The sequence below is a fragment of the Streptomyces viridifaciens genome (assembly GCF_001888885.2).
Lineage (GTDB): Bacteria > Actinomycetota > Actinomycetes > Streptomycetales > Streptomycetaceae > Kitasatospora > Kitasatospora aureofaciens.
This window is the reverse complement of record NZ_CP090841.1, coordinates 1,181,002-1,205,969: the sequence shown is the minus strand read 5'-3', so window position 1 is coordinate 1,205,969 and position 24,968 is coordinate 1,181,002. Positions and strand designations below refer to the sequence as shown.

Sequence of the window (24,968 nt, the reverse complement as noted above, 5' to 3'; positions counted from 1 at the left end):
AGGATCCCTCGGGGCGCTTCTCCAGTGCACCGGGCCGGCCGCCGTGAGGCAGACACGAACTCCGGTTGGTGGGGGTGGAGAAACAGGTGGTGCGGGTGGTGCGGTCCGCCCGGACTCGACCGGCCCGTGCGGACCGGAGGTGCGGCGACTCCGGGCGGAGGCCGTGGGTGAGCGGGGTGGAGCGAGGTGGAGCGAGGTGGAGCAGGGGTGAAGCGGGTGGCGCGGTGGGGGGAGGTCAGACGACCGGGATGACCGGTACGACGCCCTCACGGTGCACGGTGCCCTCGATCAGGCCGTACATGCGGTCCGCGGCGTAGTAGACCTCGTTCTCGTTCTTCAGCCCGAAGGGCTCCAGGTCGACCAGGAAGTGGTGCTTGTTGGGCAGTTCGAGGCGCACCTCGTCGACCTCGGCGCGGTTGTTGAGGACCCGGGTGCCCATCGAGTGCAGGGTCTGCTGCAGCGAGTAGGAGTAGGTCTCGGCGAACGCCTCGAGCATGTGCCGCTTCACGTGGGTGTAGGAGCGGTTCCAGTTGGGCTGGGCCTCGCCGTCGCGACCGCTGTAGCCGTACTTCCAGCGGGCGGTGACCTGGGTGGCGAGGATGCGGTCGTACGCCTCCTGGAGGGTGGTGTACTTGTCCTTGATGTAGCCCCAGAACTCCGAGTTGGTGGAGTTCATCACGATCAGGTCCTTCAGACCGGAGATGACCTGGACCTTCTCGCCGTCGTAGACGACCTCGGTGGTGCGGGTCTCCTGGCCGCTGCGGACGAAGGAGTGGCCGACCTCCTCCGAGCCGATGAAGCGGGCCGAGCTGTCCGGCGTCTTGATCCGGTCCCAGGCGTACTCCTCGATCCGGATCCGGGCGCTGTGCACGACGCCGCGCTCGGTGTCGTCGACGAAGTGCCGGGCCAGCAGGATGCCGAAGGCCTCGGCCGAGTCGATGCCGTACTCCTTGGCGAAGGCGAAGACGGTGTTCTTGGTGGTGTCGGTGGGGAGGCAGTTGGCGTTGGACCCGGTGAGGTGGACGTCCTCGAACTCGCCCTGGAGGGCGACCGAGACGTTCAGGTCCTTGATCTCGTGCCGGGTGGAGTCGCGGTAGACCCGGACGATGCGGTTCTCCGCCTTGCCGTACTGGTTCTGACCGAGCACGTGGGCCATGACAGGCTCCTAAGCTTCAAGGTCGGTCTACTAGCTTCCGCGGTAGACCGAGTATCCGAACGGGTTCAGCAGCAGCGGCACGTGGTAGTGGTGCTGCGCGGGCGCGACCGTGAAGACGATCGAGACCTCGGGGAAGAACGGCGGCTCCTCGGACTTGCGCGCGTAGTAGGCGGCGGTGTCGAACAGCAGCCGGACGACCGAGCCCGCCTCCACGGCCGGCAGGTCCTTGACCCGGCCGTCGGAGTCCGTGGCGGAGGTGCCGAGCACCTGCCAGCCACCCTCGGTGTGCAGTGCGAGCTCGACCGGAACACCCTCGGCCGGGCGGCCGAGGCTGGTGTCGAGCACGTGGGTGGAGATGCCAGTCATGGGTGAAGTGACCTTACTGATGGCAGAGATGATCGCGCGTCAGTCGAAATGGGAAAGAGCGGCGCACGGGCGGCGTCGGACCGCCCACGAAGCATTCTTGACGAGAGGTCAGGAAGCGTCGAGGAGGCGGTTGAGCCGGATGTCGTTGATCTTGCGCAGTTCGCCCCGGACGATCTCCGCCTCGGTGGCGGGATCGTTGGGGTGGCGCTCGCGCAGCGCGGCGAGCATGGTGGCCGCGGTGCGGCCGGTCGCGCAGATCAGGAACACGTGGCCGAACTTGGCCTCGTAGGCGGCGTTGGCCTCGTGCAGTTCGTCGAGGACCGCTTGGTCCACGCCCTGGATCCCGGCCTGTTCGCGCTCGGAGGTGGCGTCGCCCGCCTTGGGCTGTCCGATCCGGGCGTGTCCGGCCATCGCGTCGCGCAGGTCCGCGGCGGTCAGTCCGGCCATCGCCGCCGCGTTGGCGGCGAGCAGGGCCTCACGGCTGGACCAGGGCTTGGCCTCCGCGACGGCGGCGGCCCAACGGGGGCTGGAGCATACCTCCAGCAGGATCCCTTCGAGCTCGGCGGCATCGGCCGCGGCCAGGGCGTCAAGGGCGTGGGGGTGGTTGGTCACGGGTGGACCTCCTGAAGAGTGGTGCCACCCGGAAAGCTAGATCGGCCCCACCCGGCCGTCAACAGTTTGTTGAACGGTTGGTGGTTACGTTTTGAACCGGCCCCCGGTGCGGGGCCCTTTCGTGTGCGATTCGCCAAGTGTGCCCCGCCGTGCGCCGATCCAGACTTCTCGGCACCGGCGGGGTCGCCCGGTCGGCGGACCGCCAGGGGCGGCCCGGGGTCGCTCAGGAGGGCTTCGAGCCGTCCTGGCGGTTCAGGTAGTTGTACACGGTGAAACGGCTGACGCCCAGGGCCGAGGCGACCGTCTCGACCCCGTGGCGGACGGTGAAGGCGCCGCGCTCCTCCAGGAGGGCGACCACCCGCTGCTTCTCCCAGCGGTCCAGCTCGGCCAGTGGACGGCCGTCGAACTGCCGGGTCATCTCGGCCAGCAGCCGGTCCAGCGCACTGCTCAGGTGCGGCAGCCGGACGGCCAGGGCCGGGGTGCCCTCCCACTCCAGGACGACGTCCTCGGCCTTCGCCTCGTCCAGCGGGACGGGCGTGGCGCCGACCGCGGCCAGTAGCGGCTTGACCGCCGCGGCGAGCGGGTGTTCCACGTGCTGCTCGGTCACGGCGTACCGCCCTCCTCGCCCAGCAGGCTGACCTGGACCGAGATCCGGGTCGCCCCGGCGTCCAGGGTCTCCCGGAGCAGTCGGGTCACCGCGGCGAGGACCTGCTCGGCCTCGCCCTCGGCGCCGGTTCCGAAGGGGCCGACCAACACGTCCAGGCCGGCCTCGTCGACGACCTTGCGGGCCGCCGCGGCGTGCTCCGGGAACGTGTCCAGTTCGAACGGTTCTGTCGTGAACTCCACCATCAATCGCACGTGCTCACTGTATCGAGCGGGGGGTGGACGGGGGCAGGGGCTGGGCGATCGAACAGCCAGGGGTGCTGGTGGCGGGCCCCTCCCGGCCGCTTCAACAAAATGTTGCGACAGCCTTGACACTGCCTCGCCGGGCCGGAGATGCTTCCACCACACAGAATCCCTCTTCCGGATCGTGGAAGTTGCGGATGAAGGAAGAGAGAGTGAGAGGTGATGGACGTGACGGCGGCTGCCAAGCACGGCTTCACGGTCAACCTGTCGATACTGTTCGGCGAACTCCCGCTGCTGGAGCGACCCGCGGCCGCGGCCGCGGCCGGCTTCACGGCCGCCGAGCTCTGGTGGCCCTTCGGCACCGAGCACACCCCGAGCCAGGCCGAACTGGACGCGCTGCGCAAGGCGTTCGGTGAGGCGGGCGTCCGGCTCGCCGGCCTGAACTTCCTGGACGACCTGAGCCGGGGCGCCCGGGGCACCGTCTCGGTCCCGTCCGAGCGGGACCGGTTCCGCGCCAACGTCCCGGTCGCCGCGGAACTCGCCGCCTCGCTCGGCGCCACCGCGCTCAACGCGCTGTACGGCAACCGGATCGAGGGCGTCGAGCCGGCCGAGCAGGACGCGCTCGCGCTGGAGAATCTGGTGCTCGCCGCCGAGGCGGCGCACGGGATCGGCGCGATCCTGCTGATCGAGGCCCTCAACAAGGCCGAGTCGCCGGACTACCCGCTGGTCTCCGCGGCCGCCGCGGTCGACGTGGTCGACAAGGTCAACGCCGCCACCGGCCTGGGGAACGCCAAGTTCCTCTGCGATCTGTACCACCTGGCCAAGAACGGCGAGCACCTGGCGGCGGTGATCGACACCTACGCCGACCGGATCGGCCACGTGCAGATCGCCGACAACCCGGGCCGCAACGAGCCCGGCACCGGCGAGCTGGACTTCGAGGACCTCTTCGCCCGGCTCAGCGCCGCGGGCTACACGGGCTCGATCGGCCTGGAGTACCGCCCCTCCACCGGCGTCAGTGCGGACAGCTTCGGCTGGCTGCCGCGCGAGCTGCGCGCGGCCCGCTAGCCCAGGCGGTCCGGCAGTCCCGGCAGTCCGGCAGCCCAGGCGGTCCGGCAGCCCCCGCAGCGCGGCGCCCGACGGCCGCCGGAAAGCCACCCCTCCCACCCGCACACGTAAGGAACCCGACGCGATGAGCGCCTCCCGCAAGATTGCCTTCGTCGGCCTCGGCATCATGGGCAAGCCCATGGCCGTCAACCTGGTCAAGGCCGGCCACCACGTGACCGGCTTCGACCTCTCCCAGGCCTCGATCGACACCGTGGTCGCGGCCGGTGGCCACGGCGCCGCCAGCATCGCGGACGCGGTGAAGGACGCCGAGGTCGTCATCACCATGGTCCCGGCCGACCCGCACGTCGAGGCGGTCATCCTCGGCGAGGGCGGTGTCCTGGAGAACGTCGGCGCGGGCACCCTCGTGATCGACATGTCCTCGATCACCCCGCAGACCTCCATCAAGGTCGGCAAGGCCGCCCGCGAGAAGGGCGTGCGCACCCTGGACGCCCCGGTCTCCGGCGGCGAGGCCGGCGCGATCGAGGCGGTGCTGTCGATCATGGTCGGTGGCGAGGCGGCGGACTTCGCCGAGGCCAAGCCGCTGTTCGACGCGCTGGGCACCACGGTCGTCCACGTCGGCCCGGACGGCGCCGGCCAGACCGTCAAGGCCGCCAACCAGCTGATCGTCGCGGTCAACATCCAGGTGCTCGCCGAGGCCGTGGTGTTCCTGGAGAACGCCGGCGTCGACCTCGCCGCCGCGCTGGACGTGCTCGGCGGCGGCCTGGCCGGCTCCACCGTGCTCAACCGCAAGAAGGCGAACATGCTCAACCGCGAGTTCGCCCCCGGCTTCCGGATCGACCTGCACCACAAGGACATGGGCATCGTCACCGACGCCGCCCGTGCCGTGGGCGCCGCGCTGCCGGTCGGCGCCGTGGTGGCCCAGCTGGTCGCCTCCGCCCGGGCCAACGGCGACGGCCCGCTCGACCACTCGGCGCTGCTGCGCGGCGTCGAGCGGCTCTCCGGCCGCGAGGTCAAGTGACCCGCGAGGTCAACTGACCCACGCGGTCAACTGACCCGCGGGCTCAACCGACCCGCGCGGTCAAGTGACGAAGGGGCCCCGGCCCCGACAGACTCCTCCTGGCGGCGTGTACCTGATCCGGTCGTGCCCGCGCCGCCAGGAGGCCAGGCCCGACCGGCGTGCGGGCAGGGGCTCATCCGCCCGCCCGCCGGTCGACCCAAGCCGGTGACGCGCACACCCTCCCCCGGGGGCACTTCGGTCGTGCCTGTTGCGTGTCGCCCGGCCCCCTCCCCGCCGAGGGGAGCCCCTCGTACGTCGGAAGCGGGACGAGGGGAACGGCGGGGAGGGGGCGCCGCACCTCCGCGGCCCTGGCCGCACCTCCGCGGCCCTGGCCGCACCTCCGCGGCCCTGGCCGCACCACCCGGGCGGGGGTCGCCTTCCCCGGGCCACCGGACACATGCTTGTCGAACCACCGCCAGACCCCGTACGGAAGTGAGGACCACCGATGCCCCCCACCCCCCACCAGGGTCACGTGGTCGTAGCGCCGGACAAGTTCAAGGGCACCCTCGAGGGTGCCGAGGTCGCCGCCCGGATCGCCGCCGGCATCAGGCGCGCCGCGCCCGGCACCGAGGTGCGCGAACTGCCCGTCGCCGACGGCGGCGAGGGCACCCTGGCCGCGGCGCTCGCGGCCGGCTTCGACCGCGTCCCGGCCAAGGTGGCCGGTCCGACCGGTCTGCCGGTGGACGCCGCGCTCGCCGTCCGCGGCGACACCGCCGTGGTCGAGCTGGCCCAGGCCTCCGGCCTCGCCCGGCTGCCCGGCGGCCGGACCGCCCCGCTCGCGGCCGGCTCCTACGGCGTCGGCCAGCTGATCGGCCGGGCGGTGTCCAGGGGCGCCAAGCGGATCGTCCTCGGCCTCGGCGGCAGCGCCTGCACGGACGGCGGCGCCGGCATGGTGCAGGCGCTCGGAGTCAGCCTGCGGGACGCCGACGACGTCGAACTGCCGCCCGGTGGCGCCGCGTTGCGCCGCCTGGAGCGGATCGAGCTCGGGCCGCTGGCCGGTCTGCTGACCGGCGTCGAGGTCGTGGTCGCCTGCGACGTGGACAACCCGCTGCTCGGACCGCGCGGCGCCACCGCCGTGTACGGCCCGCAGAAGGGGGCCGACGGCGACGACCTGGTGGTCCTGGAGGAGGGGCTGACCCGCTTCGCCGACCAGGTGGCCGCGGTCACCGGACGCGACGTGCGGCAGGCCCCCGGCGCCGGGGCCGCGGGCGGGGTGGGCTTCGCCGCCCTCGCACTGCTCGGCGCCACCATGCGACCCGGTATCGAGCTGCTGCTCGAACTGCTGGGTTTCGACGAGGCCGTGCGTGGGGCACGTCTCGTCGTCACCGGCGAGGGCTGCCTGGACGCACAGACGCTCCACGGCAAGGCCCCCGCCGGAGTCGCCGCGGCGGCTGCTCGGGCGGGGGTTCGGGTGGCCGCCGTGGCGGGTCGGCTGGAGCTGTCCGAGCCCGAGTGGCGGGCGGCCGGCTTCACCGCCGCGATCGCGCTCACCGACCTGGCCGAGCAGCCGGGGGACAGCATGACCAGGGCCGGTGAGCTGGCCGAGGTGGCGGGGGAGCAGCTGGCCGGAGCGCTTCTGCCGGCCTGATCCCTCGTACGTTCCTCCATTGACGTTTTGTTGAAGGCGGCCCTAGGCTCCCGGCAATCCTTCGGTTCCCACCCACTCCGACCACCCGCGAGCGCCTCCCCGGGCCGTGTGGTCCGGTGTGTCCCCGCGTACCCCCATCCCCCAGTTCCAGGTTTCGGAGGTCCCCATGCCGTTCAGCCAGCCAGCGGTGATCCGCTCCCGCCGGGCGGTGCTGCCCACCGGTGAGCGCCCCGCGGACGTGCTGATCCGGGACGGGAGGATCGAGCAGGTCGCCGCCCACGGATCGCTGGTGGTCGGCGACGGCGAGCTCGTCGACCTCGGCGACACCGCCCTGCTGCCCGGCCTGGTCGACACCCACGTGCACGTCAACGAGCCCGGCCGCACCGAGTGGGAGGGCTTCGCCACCGCCACCCGGGCCGCCGCGGCCGGCGGCGTCACCACGATCATCGACATGCCGCTCAACTCGATCCCGCCCACCACCACGGTCGACGGGCTGGCCGTCAAGCGGAAGACCGCCGAGGGCCAGGCATGGGTCGACCTCGGCTTCTGGGGCGGGGCCGTCCCCGGCAACGTCGCCGACCTCGAACCCCTGCACCGGGCAGGCGTGTTCGGCTTCAAGAGCTTCCTCGCCCCCTCCGGCGTCGACGAGTTCCCGCACGTCGAGGCCGCCGACCTGGAGGCCGCCCTGGCCGAGCAGGCCCGGATCGGGGCACTGGCGATCATCCACGCCGAGGACCCGGCCGTGCTCGCCGCCGCACCGCAGCAACCCGGCGTCCACTACCGGGACTTCCTCGCCTCCCGCCCGCCCGGCGCGGAGACCGCGGCGGTCGCCCACCTGCTCCGCACGGCCCGGCGCACCGGCGCCCGGGTGCACATCCTGCACGTCTCCTCGGCCGCCGTGCTGCCGCTGCTGCGGCGGGCGCGCGAGGAGGGCGTACGGGTGACCGCGGAGACCTGTCCGCACTACCTGACCCTCGCCGCCGAGCAGGTGCCGGACGGCGACACCGCCTTCAAGTGCTGCCCGCCGATCCGCGACGAGGCGAACCGGGACGCGCTCTGGGAGGCTCTGGCCGACGGAGAGTTCATCGCCGTCGTCTCCGACCACTCGCCGTCCACCCCCGACCTCAAGCTGCTGCCCGAGTACGGCGGCAGCGGCGACTTCGCGGCCGCCTGGGGCGGCATCGCCTCGCTGCAGCTGGGCCTGCCCGCCGTCTGGACCGAGGCCCGCCGCCGCGGTCACACCCTGGCCGACGTGGTGCGCTGGATGTCCACCGGACCGGCCGAACTGGTCGGCCTCACCGGCACCAAGGGCGCCATCGCGCCCGGCTGCGACGCCGACCTGGTGGCCTTCGACCCCGACGGCGAATTCTCCGTCCACGCAGGTGAGTTGCATCACCGCAACCCGGTGACCCCGTACGCGGGAAGGACGTTGACCGGTGCCGTCCGCACCACCTGGCTGCGCGGCCGCGCGGTGGACACCGGCGCCGAGCCCTTCGGGCGCCAGCTCACCCGCCCCGCCGACTCCCGCCCCGAAAAAGCCTCCTGAGCCGGCGCCGCTTCCCGACCCGGAGCGGCGACCGAGCCGGCACCGCCTTCTGAACCGACACGTCTTCCGAGGAGAGTCAGTGACCACTGCCGACACCCCGAGCGCTCCCTTCACCGAGCTGGTCAACCTGGCCTCCCGACTGCTCGGCGCGGGCGTCGTCGCCACCAACGAGGACACCTTCGCGGACGCCGAGAACCTGCTGGTGGCCAAGCCGGCCGAGTTCCGCCCGCACACCTTCGGCCACAAGGGCCAGATCATGGACGGCTGGGAGTCCAAGCGCCGCCGCGGCGTCTCCGCCGAACAGCCGCACCCCACCGACCAGGACCACGACTGGACGATCGTGCGGCTCGGCGTCGGCGGCGTGATCCGCGGCGTGATCGTCGACACCGCCCACTTCACCGGCAACTACCCGGAGAGCGCCTCGGTCGAGGCGGCCTCCGTCCCCGGGCACCCCTCGCCCGAGGAACTGCAGGACGCCGAGTGGACCGTCATCGTGCCGCGCACCCCGCTCCGGGGCGACACCGCCCACGAGTTCGCCGTCCAGGACGACACCCGCTACACCCACGTGCGGCTCAGCATCTTCCCGGACGGCGGCGTCGCCCGGCTGCGGGTGCACGGTGAGGTGCTGCCCGACCCGCGCGAACTGGACGGCCTCACCTTCGACCTGGCCGCCCAGGAGTACGGCGGCGTGGCCGAGGCGGCGTCCGACCGCTACTTCTCCTCCCCGCACAACCTGAACGCTCCCGGTCGCGCCTCCGTCATGGGCGAGGGCTGGGAGACCCGGCGTCGGCGCGACAAGGCCAACGACTGGGTGCAGATCGCCCTGGCCGGGGGCGGCGAGGTCCTGGCCGCCGAGGTGGACACCACCCACTTCGTCGCCAACGCCCCCGGCTGGGCCGACCTGATCGGCTTCGACGCCTCGACCGGGCAGGCTGCGACTTCACAGACACCGGCCGACGGTGAGTGGTTCGAGATCCTTCCCCGGACCCGCCTGCAGCCCGACACCCGGCACCGCTTCCGGCTCGACGTCGGCCGCCCGGTGACCCACGTGCGGATCAACGTCTACCCGGACGGCGGCCTCGCCCGCCTGCGGCTCACCGGCCGCCTCACCGAGGCCGGCCGCGCGGCCCTCGCACTGCGCTGGTTCAACGCGGTCCCGGCCGCCGAGGCCGCGGCCGCCCTCGCCGACGCCGGCCTGACCTCCGAGGAGGCCGACGCGCTGGCCGCCGCCCGCCCGCTGGCGGACCCGGCGGCGGCCACCGCCGCGGTCGCCGCCCTCCAGCCGGCCGACGGCCCGGACGGCGAGCACTCCGCCCGCCGCCGCTCGGCGCTGTGGCGCCTGCTGGGCGTCTAGGGCCTGTCTTACGGCCTGGCCCGGGGCCCGTCTCCCGGGTCGGGGCTCGCGCGCCCGCTCCACCTCTCCACGCACCGCCTTATCGACACCTGAAGGACCCTCCATGTCCAAGACCCTGACCACGGAGTCCGGCGCCCCGGTCGCCGACAACCAGAACTCGGCCTCGGCCGGTGAGTACGGCCCGCTGCTGCTCCAGGACCAGCACCTGCTGGAGAAGCTCGCCCGCTTCAACCGCGAGCGCATCCCGGAGCGCGTGGTGCACGCCCGCGGCTCCGGCGCGTACGGCTACTTCGAGGTCACCGACGAGGTGTCGAAGTACACCCGGGCGGCCTTCCTGTCCGAGGTCGGCAAGCGCACCGAACTCTTCCTGCGCTTCTCCACCGTGGCCGGCAACCTGGGCGCCGGCGACGCGGTGCGCGACCCGCGCGGCTTCGCGGTGAAGTTCTACACCGAGGAGGGCAACTACGACCTCGTCGGCAACAACACCCCGGTGTTCTTCATCAAGGACCCGATCAAGTTCCCCGACTTCATCCACTCGCAGAAGCGCGACCCGTACACCGGCGTGCAGGAGGCGGACAACGTCTGGGACTTCTGGGCCCACTCGCCGGCCTCGACCCACCAGATCACCTGGCTCTTCGGCGACCGCGGCATCCCGGCCTCGTACCGCCACATGAACGGCTACGGCTCGCACACCTACCAGTGGGTCAACGCCGAGGGCGAGGCCTACTGGGTGAAGTACCACTTCAAGACCAACCAGGGCATCCGCAGCCTGGACGGCGACCAGGCCGCCGAGGTGCTCGGCGCCGACGCCGACTCGCACCAGCGCGACCTCCACCAGGCCATCGAGCGCGGGGTGTTCCCGTCCTGGACCCTCTACGTCCAGCTGATGCCCGTCGCCGAGGCCGCGGACTACCGCTTCAACCCCTTCGACCTCACCAAGGTGTGGCCGCACGCCGACTACCCGCTGGTCAAGGTCGGCCGCCTGGTGCTCAACCGGAACCCGGAGAACGTCTTCGCCGAGGTCGAGCAGTCCGCGTTCTCGCCGAACAACTTCGTGCCCGGCATCGGCCCGTCCCCGGACAAGATGCTCCAGGGCCGGCTGTTCGCCTACGCCGACGCCCAGCGCTACCGCCTCGGGGTCAACCACACCCAGCTGCCGGTGAACGCCCCGCGCGCCACCGAGGCCAACAACTACGGGCGCGACGGCCACAACGCGCTCAACCCGGCCGGCCGCGGCAAGAACTACGAGCCCAACTCGTACGACGGCCCGGTCCAGACCGACGGCGCGCTCGCCGCGCCGCTCAAGCTGGACGGCCACACCGGCACCTACACCACGCCGGCCCACACCAAGGACGACGACTTCTTCCAGGCCGGCGAGCTGTACCGGCTGATGTCGGAGGGCGAGAAGACCCGCCTGATCAACAACATCGCGGGCTCCCTGTCGCAGGTCGCCCGGGACGACGTGGTCGAGAAGAACCTCGCCCACTTCCACGCCGCCGACGAGGAGTACGGCGCGCGGCTCGAGGCGGCCGTCGCCAGGCTCCGCGCGGGCGACGAGGGCTGACGCCCCGGAAGCCCTCACCGGACCATCCGTCCGCACCCTCACGGCCGCCGGGGCCCGCACCCCGGCGGCCGCCCGACGAGCCCCTCCCCCCCCGGGCAGTGGGGGAGGGGCCCGTCGGGCGTTCCCGGGGGCCCGGCTCATGCGGGCCGGGGTCGCAGGTCGCAGGTCGCAGGTCGCAGGTCGCGGGCACGGGTCGCGCGGGCCGAGGGCGCGGGCCGCGCGGGGCGGGGGCGCGGGCCGGGCGGGTCGGTGCGCCCCTTCTACCAGGCGACCGGCGGTTGCTCCACGGAATGTTCACGGATATTCACGGACGGCAGTCGACCGGCCCCCGGGGTGGATAGGCTGGAGACTGCCCGCGGTCGCTCCGTGGGGGGACATCGGAAGGGGACGACATGTCGACACCAGCCCCGGGTCGTCACGCCGCGCTGGACCAGGGCCTGGCGGGCCCGTTCACCTCCCTGCAGCACGCCCTCAGACTGCTGGAGGCCGTCGACCGGCACCCCGACGGCGCCACCCTGGTCGCCCTCGCGCGGGAGACCTCGCTGGGCCTGCCGACCGTCCGGCGGCTCGCGGAGATCCTGGAGATCGAGGGCTACCTCCAGTGCCAGGACGGCGGTTGGGTGCTCGGCGGCACCTTCGCCCTGCTCGGGCAGCACAACCGCGAACAGCTCGTCAAGGCCCGGCTGAACCGCAAACTTGCCGAACTCCGGGACGAGTTGGGTGCTGCGGTGTACTTCAGCCGGTACCACGACGGGGAGTTGACGGTCGAGGCGGTCTCGGCGGCCGACTACGCGCCCGCCGTGCAGGAGTGGGTGGACTTCCGCGCCACCGCACACGCCAGTGCGATCGGCAAGTGCCTGCTCAGCCAGCTCGACTCGGACGGGCGGCGGGACCACCTCTCCCGGCACCCGGTCGCCCGGCTCACCTCCCGTACGGTCACGGACGCCGACCAGTTGATGCACCGGCTGGAGCGCCAGCCCGCCACGGTGCCGGTGCTGGACATCCAGGAGTACGCGCTCGGCACGGTCTGCGCGGCGGTGCCGATCACGGCGGGCAGCACGGTCGGCTGCCTGGCCACCTCGATGCCGGTGGACAACATCCACAAGCTGAAAGCCGCCGCCGAGCTGCTGGCGGCCCGGGCCGCGCCGCTGATGCTGGCCATGGCGGTCTGAGCGCCGCACGGTCGTCGGTCACGTAGGGAGCCCCGCCGGGATCCGGCGGGGCTCACGTGTTTCCCGGGGCGCCCGGCGGTGCAAACACTATTAGACGGGATGTCGATAAGGGTGGGAGAAACCCTTGCCCCGGCCGCTACCCGCGAGTACGTTTCCCTGAAGCCGAGCCGCCGCCCCAGCTCAGGAGGGCCTGCCATGCCCCGCTCCACTCCCGTCCCCGCCCTCGCCGCCCCTGCCGCGCGCGTCCACGAGAGCCTCGTCCTGGAGCCCCGGGACGTCCGCTTCGACTGGGCCCGGCTGCCGCTGCACTGGATCCCGGACGAGCCGATGGCCACCCACGTGATCAACGTGCTGCACCTGCTGCTGCCCGAGGGTGAACGCTGGTTCGTCAAGGTGTTCAAGGAGGCGCTGCCGCTCATCCGGGACGAGCAACTGCGCGAGGAGGTGCTCGGCTTCATCGGGCAGGAGGCCATCCACGCCGAGGCCCACCAGGAGGTGCTCGACCACCTGCTCGGCCAGGGCCTCGACCCGCGCCCGTACGTCCGGCAGGTCTCCTGGCTCTTCCAGCGCGTCCTGGGCGACAAGCCCGGCCTGACGCCGGCCCAGCGGAGGGAGAACGTCATCGAACGGGTCGCCTTCGTCGCGGCGATCGAGCACTTCACCGCCTTCCTCGGCAACTGGGCGCTCAACTCCCCGGGCCTGGACCGGGCCAAGGCCGATCCGACGATGCTGGACCTGCTGCGCTGGCACGGCGCCGAGGAGGTCGAGCACCGCAGCGTGGCCTTCGACCTGATGGTCCACCTGGACCCGGGCTACCTGCGCCGGGTCCGCGGGATGGCACTGTCCGGGCCGCTGCTGGTGCACCTCTGGGTGCGCGGCGCCCGCTTCCTGCTCGCCGCCGACCCGACGCTGCAGGGGCGGCTCAAGCCCAGCTGGCGGGAGGCGGGCCGGATCGCCAGGCGCGGACTGCTGCCCGACCCGATCCGCTCGATCCGCTCCGGGCTGCGCTACCTGCGGCCGGGCTACCACCCGACCCAGGAGGGGTCCTCCAGCCAGGCGCTGGGCTACCTCGCCACCTCCCCGGCCGCCCGCGCCGCGGCGGCGCACGGGTGACAACCGCCCCTCTCCCACCCCAAGGACCCCGCCGGATGGACCTGTCCACCCCACCCCCCGACCTCTACGGCCGCCCCCGCACCGACACCTTCATCCGCCGACTCACCGCCTTCGGCGACCGCTACTCCCCGGCGCTCGGCGGCCCCCTGCTGCGGCGCAACCCCCGCCGCCCGCTCAGCCGCCCCACCCCGCCGCTGCAGCTGGCCGTCGCCGCCCGCCGCCAACTGGCCTCCGAAGTCGTTGAATTGACCTTCGCCGACCCATCCGGCGGCCCGCTGCCGCCCTGGCAGCCCGGCGCCCACCTGCGTCTCGCCCTACCCTCCGGCCGCGAGCGCCACTACTCGCTCAGCGGCGACCCCGCCGACCGCCTCCGCTACCGGATCGCCGTCCGGCGACTGCCCGGGGGCGGCGGCGGATCGGCCGAGGTCCACGACACCCTGCACCCGGGTGCCCGCCTCACCGCCCGCCGCCCGCGCAACGGCTTCGCCTTCTGCGCCGAGCCCGCCGTCCTCCTGCTCGCCGGAGGCATCGGCATCACCCCGCTCCTGCCGATGGCCCGCGAGGCGCAGCGCCACGGCCTCGACTGGCGCCTGGTCCACGTCGGCCGCAGCGCCGACACCCTGCCCTACGCGGACGAGCTGCGCGCCCTCGACGCGCACCGCGTCGTGCTGCGCACCGACGACGAGCACGGCGGCGTCCCCACCGGCGCCGAACTGCTCGCCCACGCCCCGCGCGGCGCCGCCGTCTACTGCTGCGGGCCGGCTCCGATGCTCGCCGCCGTCCAGCGGGCCCTGGACGCATCCCCCGCGGCCTCCCTGCACTTCGAGCGCTTCGGCGCCGCCCCGATCACCGACGGCGAGCCCTTCGCCGTCCGGATCGGCGCCGACGGCCCGACGCTGGACGTCCCCGCCGACCGCTCCGCCCTGGATGTGCTGCGCGAGGCCCGTCCGGACCTCCCGTACTCCTGCCACCAGGGCTTCTGCGGCACCTGTGAGGTGCGCCTGCTCGCCGGTCGGCCCGACCACCGGGACCGCCGCCTCACTCCCGAACAGCGCGCCGCCGGCGCCCTGCTGCCCTGCGTCTCCCGGGCCGCCGAGGGTGAGACCCTCGTGCTCGACATCTAGAAGGAGAGCCCCTCGATGCCCCCGACGGCCCCGACGGCCCCGACGGTGAAAGCGACGCCCGCCTTCCCGTACACCGAGCGCGACCTCGCCCGCTTCCGCGAGACCCAGCAACTCGCCTACCACTGCGCCGAACAGGTCGCCGCCTGGATCGAACCGGGCGTCACCGAGCGGCAGGCCACCGCCGAGCTGCGCCGCCGCCTGATCACCGCCGGGGTGCAGGACTTCTTCCACGTCCCCTTCGCCTGGTTCGGCGACCGCACGGCCTTCCGGCACTTCCACACCCCGCTGCAGTTCTTCGCCGGCAACCGCAGGTTGGAGGAGGGCATGCCGTACGTGCTGGACTGCGCGCCGGTCGTGGACGGCTACACCGCGGACATCGGCTACGGCGGCAAGATCGGCGAGAACCGGGTCTGGGACCGCCTGGCCGCCGACCTCCAGGTCTACCGCGAGCTGATCCTCGCCGAGGTGCGCGCCCGCCGACCGCTCAACGAGGTGTACGCCGCGGTGGACGCGCAGATCGCCGCGCACGGCTACGACAACCGCCACCAGGTCTATCCGGGGCGGGTGATCGGCCACCAGGTCACCCGTACCACCGTGCGCGGCCCGGCCGGGGTGAACGTCCTCGGCTTCGGCGTGCGCACCCTGCAGACCCTGGGCCGGGAGCTCATCTCCGAGCGCCTGCACGGCCGTTCGCCGCTGTGGGCGGACGGCCGGTCGTCCCGGCACGCGCCCACCCCGGGCCTGTGGGCGGTCGAACCGCACATCGGGTTCCGCGGCGTGGGCATCAAGTTCGAGGAACTGCTGGTGGTCACCGAGGACGACGCCCACTGGCTCGACGACGACCTCCCGCACGTCCGCCGCTGGTCCGCCGGGACCGCCGCGGCCACCGAGCCGACCGAGCGGACCGAGCCCACTGACGAGCCGACCACCCTGGAGGTCACCCGATGACGCCCCCGCCGTCGCCAGCCCCGTCGCCCGCGCCGACGCCCCCGGTCCGCCGCCGGACCGTCCACTCCGGCGGACTCCCGCTCGCCGTCTTCGAGCAGGGCGACCCGCAGGCCCCCACCGTCCTCCTGGTGCACGGCTACCCGGACACCCACATCGTCTGGGACGACATCGCCGCCGATCTCGCCCGTGACCACCACGTGGTCCGCTACGACGTGCGCGGCGCCGGCGAGTCGGCCGCCCCGGCGGACCGCGACGGCTACCGCCTGGAGCGGCTCGCCGACGACCTGTTCGCCGTCGCCGAAGCCGTCAGCCCCGACCGCCCGGTGCACCTGGTCGCCCACGACTGGGGCTCGATCCAGTCCTGGGAGGCCGTCACCGTGCCCGGCGCCCGGCACCGGATCGCCTCCTACACCACCCTGTCCGGCCCCAGCCTGGACCACATGGGCTACTGGTTGCGCCACCGGCTGCGCCGCCCCACCCCGCGCCACCTCTGGCAACTGCTCCACCAGGGCCTGCACTCCTGGTACATCACCGTCTTCCACCTGCCCTACCTGGCCCCGGCCGCCTGGCGCCTCGGCCTCGCCCGGGCCTGGCCGCGGGTGCTGCGCGACCTGGAGCACGTCACCCCGCGCGCCGACCACCCGCAGCGCACCCTGCGCCGGGACGCGGTCCGCGGCATCGAGCTGTACCGGGCCAACTTCCGCCCCACGATGGGAAGTCCGCGCGAACGCCCGACCGAGGTCCCGGTCCAGCTGATCACCCTCACCCGGGACCGCTACGTCGGCACCTACCTCTCCGAGGGCCTGGAGCGCTGGGTGCCCGATCTGACCCGACGCACACTGCACGCCGGCCACTGGTCGGCGCTGCTGGAGAAGGGAGCCACCGTGGCCGGCATGGTCCGCGAGTTCACCGCCCGGATCGAGTCGGGACGGTCCCGGGAGGCCGACGGCGACGGCCGCCTGGTCGTCGTCACCGGCGGCGGCAGCGGCATCGGACGGGCCACCGCGCTCGCCTTCGCCGAGGACGGCGCCCGGGTGGTGGTCTGCGACCTGGACCTCGCGGCCGCCGAGCGCACCGCCGAACTCGCCTCGCTGATCGGCCCGCAGGCACACGCCTACCGGGTGGACGTCTCCGACGGCGCTGCGGTGGACGCCTTCGCCCAGCGCGTCGCCGCCGATCACGGCGTGCCCGACGTGGTGGTCAACAACGCCGGCATCGGCCACTCCGGGACCTTCCTGCAGACCACCGAGAAGGAGTGGCAGCGCGTCCTGGACGTCAACCTCTGGGGCGTGATCCACGGCTGCCGCGCCTTCGGCGCCCTGATGGCCGACCGCGGCCAGGGCGGCCACGTCGTCAACGTCTCCTCGGCCGCCGCCTACCTCCCCTCCAAGGCGCTCACCGCCTACGCCACCAGCAAGGCCGCCGTGTTCATGCTCTCGGACTGCCTGCGCGCCGAGTTCGTGGGCCACGGCATCGGCGTGTCCACCATCTGCCCCGGCATCGTCAACACCAACATCACCCGCACCTCCACCTTCTCCGCCAGCACGGCGGCCGAGCAGACCGCCAAGCAGGTCCGCGCCGCCAGGCTCTACGCCCGCCGCGGCTTCCCGCCGGAGAAGGTCGCCACCGCGATCCTCGCCGCCGTCCGGACCGGCAAGCCCGTCGTTCCGGTCACCCCCGAGGCCAAGGCCGCCCGCCTCCTCTCCCGGCTCAGCCCCGGCCTCCTCCGCCTCGCCGCCCGCCTCAACGTCACCTGAAGCGACTGCCGGGCCTGCGATGCGTTCCTGGCCTGGCTCGCCGGCGGCGGGTTGCCCGGCCTCATCGGGCCGGTGGAACAGGGCGTGTGAACGCGTCATCGGGCGTGTGAGAGCATCCGGGCCCATGGAGATGACAACCGCCCTGTGGTCCTTCGCCCTCGTCGTGGGGCTGCTCACGCTCACGCCCGGGCTCGACACCGCGCTGATCCTGCGGACCTCCGCGCTCGGGCGGCGGCGGCAGGCCTGGGGCGTGGTGCTGGGCATCCAGACCGGGACGCTGATCTGGGGGACGCTGACCTCGGCCGGGGTGACGGCGCTGCTGACCGCCTCGCAGGTGGCGTACGAGGTCCTGCGCTGGGCCGGGGCCGCCTACCTGGTGTGGATGGGCGTCGGGATGCTGCGCAAGCGAGGGACCGAGGCCGCGGCCGAGCAGGAGGAGTCCGTCGAGGGCGGATTCGGGCACGGCTGGCGGCGCGGCACGCTGACCAACCTGCTGAACCCCAAGGTCGGGGTGTTCTACGTGGCCGTGCTGCCGCAGTTCATCCCCGCCGGGGCCCCGCACTTCGCCGCCGGGGTGGCGCTGACCTGCGTGCACGTCGTGGAGGGCGTGCTCTGGTCGACCTTGCTGGTCGGCTTCGCCCGGGTGCTGCGGGGCTGGCTGCGCCGCCCGGCGGCCCGGCGGGTGATGGACCGGGTGACCGGCGCCGTGGTGGTGGGCTTCGGCCTGAAGCTGGCGCTGGCCGACTGAAGGGGCCGCCCCGGGCCTCAGGCGGCGTCGGTCCGCCGTGCGGCCTGCGGCTCCTCCGCGGCGGCCGCGGCGTCGTGGTGGATCGGCCCGTCGCCTGCGCTCAGCGGCAGGCAGCTGCCGCCGCGACGGTGGGCGACGATCTCGGCGGCGACGGAGACGGCGGTCTCCTCCGGGGTGCGGGAGCCGAGGTCGAGGCCGATGGGGGAGCGCAGCCGGGCGAGTTCGGCGTCGGTGAGCCCGGCTTCGCGCAGCTTGGCCTGCCGGTCGCGGTGGGTGCGCCGGGAGCCCATCGCGCCGACGTAGCCGACCGGCAGCCGCAGGGCGCGTTCCAGCAGCGGGACGTCGAACTTGGCGTCGTGGGTGAGCACGCACAGCACGGTGCGCCCGTCGATCCGGCCGAGCTGGGAGTCCAGGTAGCGGTGCGGCCAGTCGACGACGACCTCGTCGGCCTCGGGGAAGCGCCGGGTGGTGGCGAAGACGGGCCGGGCGTCGCAGACGGTGACGTGGTAGCCGAGGAACTTGCCGATCCGCACCACGGCGGCGGCGAAGTCGATGGCGCCGAAGACCAGCATCCTCGGCGCGGGCACGTAGGACTCGACGAAGCAGGTGACCGTGCCCTGCCCGTGCTCGTCGCAGGGCCGTCCGTCGAGGCCGAGCACGATCCGCCCGGTCCGGCCGGCGTCCAGCATGGCCCGGGCCTCGGCGACGAGGGAGCGCTCCAGGGCGCCCACCGTGGACGGTCCGACGGAGAGTGCCCCGTGCTGTCCGGTGGCGGTGACGGCGATGGTGGCGCCGAGCATTCCGGCCGGTCCGGCGATGATCCGGGCGAGGGCGACGGGCGTGCCGTCGGCGATGAGGGCGAGGCCGGCGTCCATTCCCGGGGCGGCCCCGGGGACGACCGGCTGGACGAACACGTCGAGGATCCCTCCGCAGGTCAGCCCGACGGCGAAGGCGTCCTCGTCGCTGTAGCCGAAGCGCTCCAGCACCGGTTCGCCGGATTCGACGGCGGCCTGGCAGAGCTCGTACACCGCACCTTCGACGCACCCGCCGGAGACGCTGCCGACCGCCTCGCCGGCCGCGTCGACGGCCAGGGCGGCGCCAGGGTCGCGCGGGGCGCTGCCGGAGACGCCGACCACGGTGGCCACGGCGAAGGAGCGCCCGGACGCGTGCCAGGCCTGCAACTGCTCGGCGATGTCCTGCATGTCGGAGGCTCCTTACACGGTTTCGACAGTAGCGGGAGACGCCGCCGTACGGGAAACGATCCCGTACGGCGGCGGTGGTGCCAAAAGGTGCGCTGGTACCCGCAGGCGGTGGTGCCCGCAGGGCGGTGGCGCCCAAGGACCGGCTAGTGCACGCCCAGCCAGGACTTGATCGGGCTGAGTGCGAAGTACAGGACGAACACCCCGGTGAGGATCCACATCAGCAGCCCGGGCTCGCGCCACTTGCCCTGCCCGGCCTTGATCACCGAGTAGGAGATGACGCCGGCGGCGACGCCCGCCGTGATGCTGTAGGTGAAGGGCATCAGCACGGAGGTCAGGAAGGCCGGGATGGCGACCTCGCGGTCGGACCAGTCGATGTGCCGGGCCTGGCTCATCATCATCGAGCCGATCACCACCAGGGCGGCGGAGGCGACCTCGACCGGGACGATGCCGGCCAGCGGCGAGAAGAACAGCATCAGCGCGAACAGGGCGCCGGTGACGGTGGAGGCGAGGCCGGTCCGGGCGCCGTCGCCGACACCGGTCGCGGACTCGACGAAGACGGTCTGGCCGGAGGCGCCCGCCAGGCCGCCGATCGCACCGCCGGCGCCGTCGACGAACAGGGCCTTGGACAGGCCGGGCATCCGGCCCTGCCGGTCCGCCAGTCCGGCCTCGGTGCCGACGCCGATGATGGTGGCCATGGCGTCGAAGAAGCCGGCCAGGACCAGGGTGAACACCGCGACGGAGGCGCTGATCGCGCCCATCCCCCTGCCGCCGAAGGCGCCGAACAGGTCGACGTGGCCGAACAGGCTGAAGTCGGGGGCGGCGACGGGGCTGCCGGGCCACACCGGGACGGAGTTCGCCCAGGCCTTGGCGGGTACGTGGGCGAGCTTGTCGACGGCCATCGCGACCACGGTGCCGCCGGCGATGCCGATCAGGATCGCGCCGCGCACGCCGCGCGCCATCAGCACGAAGATCGTGAGCAGGGTGAGGCAGAAGATCAGGACGGGCCAGCCGGAGAGTTCGCCGAACGGGCCGAGCGAGAGCGGGGTGGGGCCGCCGGTGTGCACGAAGCCGGCCTTGTAGAGGCCGATGACCGTGACGAACAGGCCGATGCCGATGGTGATCGCGTGTTTGAGCGGCAGCGGGATGCCGTTCATGATCTTCTCGCGCAGTCCGGAAACCACCAGCAGCACGATCAGCAGGCCGTAGATCACGCACAGGCCCATGGCCTGGGACCAGCTGGTGTGCGGTACGACGAGCGCGGAGACCGCGCCGGAGACCGAGAGCCCGGCGGCGAGGGCCAGCGGCACGTTGCCGACCAGGCCCATCAGGATGGTGGTGACGGCGGCGGCGAGGGCCGTGGCGGTGGTCAGCGCGGCGTGGTCGAGCTTCACGCCGGTGACGTCCGCGCCGCTGAGGATCAGCGGGTTGAGCAGGATGATGTACGCCATCGCCATGAAGGTGGTGACGCCACCACGCAGTTCGTTGGCGAGGGTCGAGCCGCGGGCCGAGATCTTGAAGTACGCGTCGAGTGCGCCCTTCGGCCCTGGTGCCGGGGGCGAGGGGTGGGTCTCGTCCCCGGTGGGTCTGTCTGCTTCGGTGGTGCCGGGCTCCGTGGGGATCCTGGTCATGTCCACTCCCAAGTGTCAATGGGGGTTGGGGTGGGGCGAGCCGACCTGGTTGCCAGTCAACGAAGTTGGCGGCAGGGGGACGGTATCGACTCACTGGGGCACTCTTCGGGGGGAGTGCCAGCGGTGCAGAGAGGGTGGTGCGCACCACTGCGGAACCCCGGCGTGGGAGGGCAGCGGGTGGGGGTCCCCGGGGCGGCGGGGAAGACTCGTCGCCGCCCCGGGAAGTACTGCTCGGTTGTGCTGTTCGGCAGTGCTGTTCGGTGCTGCTGTGCGGTGGTGCCGTGGAGCCGAACTCCGGGGGTCAGCCGGGCTGTTCGGTGGTCAGGTGCTCGGGCCGGACCGGGATCCGGTTGAGCGCGAGACCGGTCGCGTTGCGGATCGCCGCCACGATGGAGGGGGTCGCCGACACGGTCGGCGCCTCACCGACGCCGCGCAGCCCGTACGGGGCGTGCGGGTCGGGCAGTTCGAGGACGTCCACCGGGATCGGCGGGGTGTCCAGGATGGTGGGGATCAGGTAGTCGGTGAAGGAGGCGTTGCGCACCTTCCCGTCGCGGACGATGATCTCCTCCATCACCGCGAGCCCGAGCGCCTGGGTGCAGCCGCCCTGGATCTGGCCGACCACGGAGAGCGGGTTGAGCGCCTTGCCGACGTCCTGGACGGCGGTGAGCTCGACCACCTTGACCAGGCCCAGCTCCACGTCCACGTCCACCACCGCGCGGTTGGCGCAGAAGGTGTACTGGACGTGGCCGAAGCCCTGGCCGGTCTCCTTGTCGAAGGCCTGGGTGGGCCGGTGGTGGTGCTCGCGGGTGAGGTCGATCGCCTCGTCGCCGAGCAGGTCCACCATCGGGACGAGCACGCCGGCGCTCTCCGAGACGACCTTGCCGCCGGCCAGCGTGATGTCCTGGTGGGTCCAGCCGTAGCGGCGCCGGCCCTTCTCGATCAGCGCCCGCCCGACGGCCTCGGCGGCCAGCTTCACAGCACCGCCGGTCATGTACGTCTGGCGCGAGGCGGAGGTCGAACCGGCCGATCCCACCTCGGTGTTGGCCGGGTGGATGGTGACCTGCTCGACGCCCAGCTCGGTGCGGACGATCTGGGCGTGCACGGTGACGCCGCCCTGGCCGACCTCGGCCATCGCGGTGTGCACCATGGCGACCGGCTCGCCGCCGATCACCTCCAGCCGCACCCGGGCGGTGGAGTAGTCGTCGAAGCCCTCGGAGAAGCCGACGTTCTTGATGCCGACCGAGTAGCCGACCCCGCGCACGATGCCCTCGCCGTGCGAGGTGTTGGACAGCGCGCCGGGCAGCGCGCGGACGTCCAGGTGCTCGGTGTCCAGCGGCGGCGGCAGCGGCATGTCCTTGGCGCGCTGCAGCAGTTCGGCCACCGGCGCGGGGGAGTCGATCTGCTGGCCGGTGGGCATGAAGTCGCCCTCCGACATGGCGTTCAGCTGCCGCAGCTCCACCGGGTCCATGCCGAGTTCGGCGGCCAGCTTGTCCATCTGCGACTCGTAGCCGAACGCCGCCTGCACCGCGCCGAAGCCGCGCATCGCCCCGCAGGACGGGTTGTTGCTGTAGAGCGCGATGGCGTGCATCTTCACGTTCGGGATCACGTACGGGCCGTGCCCCAGCGAGGCGGCGTTGCCGACCACGGCGGGGGAGGCGGAGGCGTAGGCGCCGCCGTCCAGCACGATCCGGCAGTCGGCGAAGACCAGCTTGCCGTCGCGTGTGGCGCCGTGCTCGTAGTGCATCCGCGCCGGGTGGCGGTGGACGTGGCCGTAGAAGGACTCGTCCCGGGAGTAGACGATCTTGACCGGCTTGTCGGTGTGCTGGGCCAGCAGGCAGGCGTGGATCTGCATCGAGATGTCCTCGCGGCCGCCGAAGGCGCCGCCGACGCCGGCCAGCGTGAGCCGGACCTTCTCCTCGGGCAGGTCCAGCACCGGGGCCATCTGCTCCCGGTCCACGTGCAGCCACTGGGTGGCGATGTAGAGGTCGATGCCGCCGTCCTCGGCGGGCACGGCCAGGCCGGACTCGGGGCCGAGGAAGGCCTGGTCCTGCATGCCGACCTCGTAGTCGCCGCTGACGATGACGTCCGCCATCGCCCGCACCTCGTCGGTCACGCCGAGGCCGGAGACCAGCTTCTGCTCGTGGCAGATGTTGCCGTACGCGTGCGACTTGTACTCGTGCGGCTCGTGGACGTACCCGTGGGTCTCCGGGTCCAGGCACTGCTCCTCGGTGACGATCGGGGTGAGCACCTCGTACTCGACCTTGATCTTCTTCACCGCGCGCCGGGCCGTCTCCGGGTGGTCGGCGGCGACCAGCGCGATCGCCTCGCCGTGGTACCGGATCTTGTCGATGGCCAGGACCGGCTGGTCCCGGATCTCCAGGCCGTAGTACTTGGAGCCGGGGATGTCCTCGTGGGTCAGCACGGCGTAGACACCGGGCACCTTGAGCGCCTCGGAGATGTCCACCGAGAGGATGTTCGCCCGGGGGTGCGGCGAGCGCAGCGCCATACCCCAGAGCATGTCCTCGTGCCACAGGTCGGACGAGTACGCGAACTCGCCCCTGACCTTGAGGTTGCCGTCCGGGCGCAGCGGCGAGCCGCCGATGCCGTCCTTGGAGGCCTGGTTGATGTTCTGCAGGTTCTTCTGACCCTGGATGGTCCGCGTAGCCATCAGGAAACCTCCCTGGCGCACTTGCGGGCCGAGGCGAGCCGCACCGCGTCCATGATCTTCTCGTAGCCGGTGCAGCGGCACAGGTTGCCCGACAGCGCCTCGCGGATGTCGTTGTCGCTCGGCTGGGCGTCCTTCTCCAGCAGGGCGTCGGTCTGCACGAGCAGGCCGGGGGTGCAGAAGCCGCACTGGACGGCCCCGGCGTCGACGAAGGCCTGCTGGACCAGGCCCAGCTCGCCGGTTTCCTCGGCCAGGCCCTCGACCGTGCGCACCTCGCGGTCCTGCACCTGGCCGGCCGCGACCAGGCAGGAGCAGACCGGCACGCCGTCCAGGTAGACGGTGCAGGAACCGCACTCGCCCTGCTCACAGGCGTTCTTCGAGCCCGGCAGGCCGACGCGCTCGCGCAGCACGTAGAGCAGGCTCTCGCCCTCCCAGACGTCGTCTGCCTCGACGGGCTTGCCGTTGGCGGTGAACGTGACCCTCATGCCGCGCTCCTGATCTGCTTGCCGTAGTCGTTCCAACACCAGGTGAGGGTGCGGCGGGCCATCACGGCCAGCGCGTGCCGCCGGTAGTCGGCGGTGCCCCGGACGTCGTCGATCGGGGAGGCGGCGGCCTTCACCAGCTCGCCGAAGCGCTGGACCACCTCGGTGCCCAGCAGCTCCCCGCTCTCCCAGAGCCCGCGCTCGGCGAGCACACCCTGGAGGTACTCCTCGGCCTCGACGGCGCGGCGCGGCGTGGGGGCAGCCGAACCGATACCGGTGCCCACGGTCCCGTTCTTCGGGTGCAGGGCGAAGCCGAAGGCGCACACCGCGATCACCATCGCGTTGCGGGTGCCGATCTTCGAGAACTGCTGCGGGCCGTCCGCGACCGGCACGTGCACGGCCCGGATCAGCTCGTCGGCCTCCAGGCAGTTGCGCTTGACCCCGACGTAGAACTCGTCGATCGGGATCAGCCGGGTGCCGCGCACCGAGGCCGCCTCGACGTGGACGTCCCGTCCGGCCGCCAGCAGCGCCGGGTGGGAGTCACCGGCCGGGGAGGCCGCGCCCAGGTTGCCGCCGACGCCGCCGCGGTTGCGGATCTGCGGTGAGCCGACGGTGTGGGCCGCCAGCGCGAGCCCGGGCAGCGGCCCGGACAGCTCCGAGATGATCCGGGCGTACGGGACGGAGGCGCCGAGCCGGACGACGCTGCCGTCGTTCGTCCATTCGGTGAGCTCGGTGACGCGGTTCAGGTCGAGAATCGCGGATGGCCGGTGCACGTCGAAGTTCAGCTCGACCATGACGTCCGTGCCGCCCGCGATGGGCAACGCGGTCGGGTACTCAGCCTTCGCCGCGAGAGCCTCGTCCCAGGTGGCGGGCCGAAGGAACTCCATGCGGGTGTCTCCTCAAGTGTTCGCCGACCGGGTGTCCGGCGGCGTGTCGCCCAGTGAACCCCTGTGACCGGGGCCACTGGCAGTCACC

The 24,968-nt window shown here is 72.7% G+C and carries 22 protein-coding genes; 12 read left to right on the top strand and 10 right to left on the bottom strand.

The window, feature by feature from the left end:
- Positions 1–235 precede the first annotated feature (235 nt).
- The 5 genes from pucL to BOQ63_RS12835 all read right to left on the bottom strand — a co-directional run bounded on the left by pucL (position 236) and on the right by BOQ63_RS12835 (position 2,983).
- Positions 236–1,156 carry a factor-independent urate hydroxylase gene (gene pucL, locus BOQ63_RS12855; protein ID WP_030282981.1) on the bottom strand — a complete coding sequence of 307 codons (921 nt, stop codon included), beginning with the start codon at positions 1,154–1,156 and terminating at the stop codon, positions 236–238.
- 30 nt (positions 1,157–1,186) lie between these two features.
- The gene (gene uraH, locus BOQ63_RS12850; RefSeq protein ID WP_030282979.1) at positions 1,187–1,522 is read right to left on the bottom strand and encodes a hydroxyisourate hydrolase; all 336 of its coding nucleotides are present in this window, start codon (positions 1,520–1,522) and stop codon (positions 1,187–1,189) included.
- Positions 1,523–1,630: 108 nt separating this feature from the next.
- Positions 1,631–2,134, bottom strand: a complete 504-nt coding sequence (gene uraD, locus BOQ63_RS12845) for a 2-oxo-4-hydroxy-4-carboxy-5-ureidoimidazoline decarboxylase (RefSeq protein WP_050366448.1) — start codon at positions 2,132–2,134, stop codon at positions 1,631–1,633.
- Positions 2,135–2,357: 223 nt separating this feature from the next.
- Entirely contained in the window at positions 2,358–2,741 is a 384-nt protein-coding gene (locus BOQ63_RS12840) for a helix-turn-helix domain-containing protein (protein WP_030282975.1), read from the bottom strand.
- The gene (locus BOQ63_RS12835; protein ID WP_078656799.1) at positions 2,738–2,983 is read right to left on the bottom strand and encodes a thiamine-binding protein; all 246 of its coding nucleotides are present in this window, start codon (positions 2,981–2,983) and stop codon (positions 2,738–2,740) included. Before BOQ63_RS12835 ends, BOQ63_RS12840 begins: the two co-directional genes overlap by 4 nt.
- Positions 2,984–3,202: 219 nt before the next feature.
- Between BOQ63_RS12835 and BOQ63_RS12830 the strand changes: the two genes are divergently transcribed.
- From BOQ63_RS12830 to BOQ63_RS12775, 12 genes are all read left to right on the top strand, one after another.
- Positions 3,203–4,045: a TIM barrel protein gene (locus BOQ63_RS12830; RefSeq protein WP_072654269.1), complete on the top strand. Its 843-nt coding sequence runs from the start codon at positions 3,203–3,205 to the stop codon at positions 4,043–4,045.
- Positions 4,046–4,169: 124 nt separating this feature from the next.
- Entirely contained in the window at positions 4,170–5,063 is an 894-nt protein-coding gene (locus BOQ63_RS12825; protein WP_030282968.1) for a 2-hydroxy-3-oxopropionate reductase, read from the top strand.
- Between the two features lie 484 nt (positions 5,064–5,547).
- Positions 5,548–6,690, top strand: coding sequence for a glycerate kinase (locus tag BOQ63_RS12820; RefSeq protein WP_037829275.1), 1,143 nt, complete (start codon positions 5,548–5,550; stop codon positions 6,688–6,690).
- 166 nt (positions 6,691–6,856) lie between these two features.
- A complete protein-coding gene (gene allB, locus BOQ63_RS12815; protein WP_030282964.1) occupies positions 6,857–8,236 on the top strand; it encodes an allantoinase AllB in 1,380 nt (459 codons plus the stop codon).
- 79 nt (positions 8,237–8,315) lie between these two features.
- On the top strand, positions 8,316–9,590 hold the full coding sequence (gene alc / locus BOQ63_RS12810; RefSeq protein WP_043388451.1) for an allantoicase: 1,275 nt from the start codon (positions 8,316–8,318) through the stop codon (positions 9,588–9,590).
- A 103-nt stretch (positions 9,591–9,693) separates the two neighbouring features.
- Positions 9,694–11,154 (top strand): catalase, encoded by a 1,461-nt coding sequence (locus BOQ63_RS12805; RefSeq protein ID WP_030282960.1) that lies wholly within the window; start codon positions 9,694–9,696, stop codon positions 11,152–11,154.
- A 392-nt stretch (positions 11,155–11,546) separates the two neighbouring features.
- The gene (locus BOQ63_RS12800) at positions 11,547–12,326 is read left to right on the top strand and encodes an IclR family transcriptional regulator (RefSeq protein ID WP_046387358.1); all 780 of its coding nucleotides are present in this window, start codon (positions 11,547–11,549) and stop codon (positions 12,324–12,326) included.
- A gap of 195 nt (positions 12,327–12,521) precedes the next feature.
- Positions 12,522–13,439, top strand: coding sequence for a metal-dependent hydrolase (locus tag BOQ63_RS12795; RefSeq protein ID WP_033351831.1), 918 nt, complete (start codon positions 12,522–12,524; stop codon positions 13,437–13,439).
- A 35-nt stretch (positions 13,440–13,474) separates the two neighbouring features.
- A complete protein-coding gene (locus BOQ63_RS12790) occupies positions 13,475–14,563 on the top strand; it encodes a PDR/VanB family oxidoreductase (RefSeq protein WP_072654267.1) in 1,089 nt (362 codons plus the stop codon).
- Between the two features lie 15 nt (positions 14,564–14,578).
- Complete coding sequence (locus tag BOQ63_RS12785) at positions 14,579–15,511, top strand: M24 family metallopeptidase (protein WP_072654266.1); 933 nt, start codon at positions 14,579–14,581, stop codon at positions 15,509–15,511.
- On the top strand, positions 15,508–17,268 hold the full coding sequence (locus BOQ63_RS12780) for an SDR family oxidoreductase (protein WP_072654265.1): 1,761 nt from the start codon (positions 15,508–15,510) through the stop codon (positions 17,266–17,268). Before BOQ63_RS12785 ends, BOQ63_RS12780 begins: the two co-directional genes overlap by 4 nt.
- 124 nt (positions 17,269–17,392) lie before the next feature.
- Entirely contained in the window at positions 17,393–18,016 is a 624-nt protein-coding gene (locus BOQ63_RS12775) for a LysE family translocator (RefSeq protein WP_030282947.1), read from the top strand.
- A gap of 17 nt (positions 18,017–18,033) precedes the next feature.
- Here the strand turns inward: BOQ63_RS12775 and BOQ63_RS12770 are convergent, their stop codons facing one another.
- The 5 genes from BOQ63_RS12770 to BOQ63_RS12750 form a co-directional block, all read right to left on the bottom strand.
- Complete coding sequence (locus BOQ63_RS12770) at positions 18,034–19,218, bottom strand: XdhC family protein (RefSeq protein WP_030552181.1); 1,185 nt, start codon at positions 19,216–19,218, stop codon at positions 18,034–18,036.
- Between the two features lie 143 nt (positions 19,219–19,361).
- On the bottom strand, positions 19,362–20,846 hold the full coding sequence (locus BOQ63_RS12765) for an NCS2 family permease (protein WP_030282942.1): 1,485 nt from the start codon (positions 20,844–20,846) through the stop codon (positions 19,362–19,364).
- A 301-nt stretch (positions 20,847–21,147) separates the two neighbouring features.
- Positions 21,148–23,514: a xanthine dehydrogenase subunit D gene (gene pucD, locus BOQ63_RS12760; RefSeq protein WP_037829269.1), complete on the bottom strand. Its 2,367-nt coding sequence runs from the start codon at positions 23,512–23,514 to the stop codon at positions 21,148–21,150.
- Positions 23,514–23,996: a (2Fe-2S)-binding protein gene (locus BOQ63_RS12755; protein ID WP_030282939.1), complete on the bottom strand. Its 483-nt coding sequence runs from the start codon at positions 23,994–23,996 to the stop codon at positions 23,514–23,516. Before BOQ63_RS12755 ends, pucD begins: the two co-directional genes overlap by 1 nt.
- Positions 23,993–24,880, bottom strand: a complete 888-nt coding sequence (locus BOQ63_RS12750) for an FAD binding domain-containing protein (RefSeq protein WP_030282937.1) — start codon at positions 24,878–24,880, stop codon at positions 23,993–23,995. Before BOQ63_RS12750 ends, BOQ63_RS12755 begins: the two co-directional genes overlap by 4 nt.
- Between the last annotated feature and the right edge of the window lie 88 nt (positions 24,881–24,968).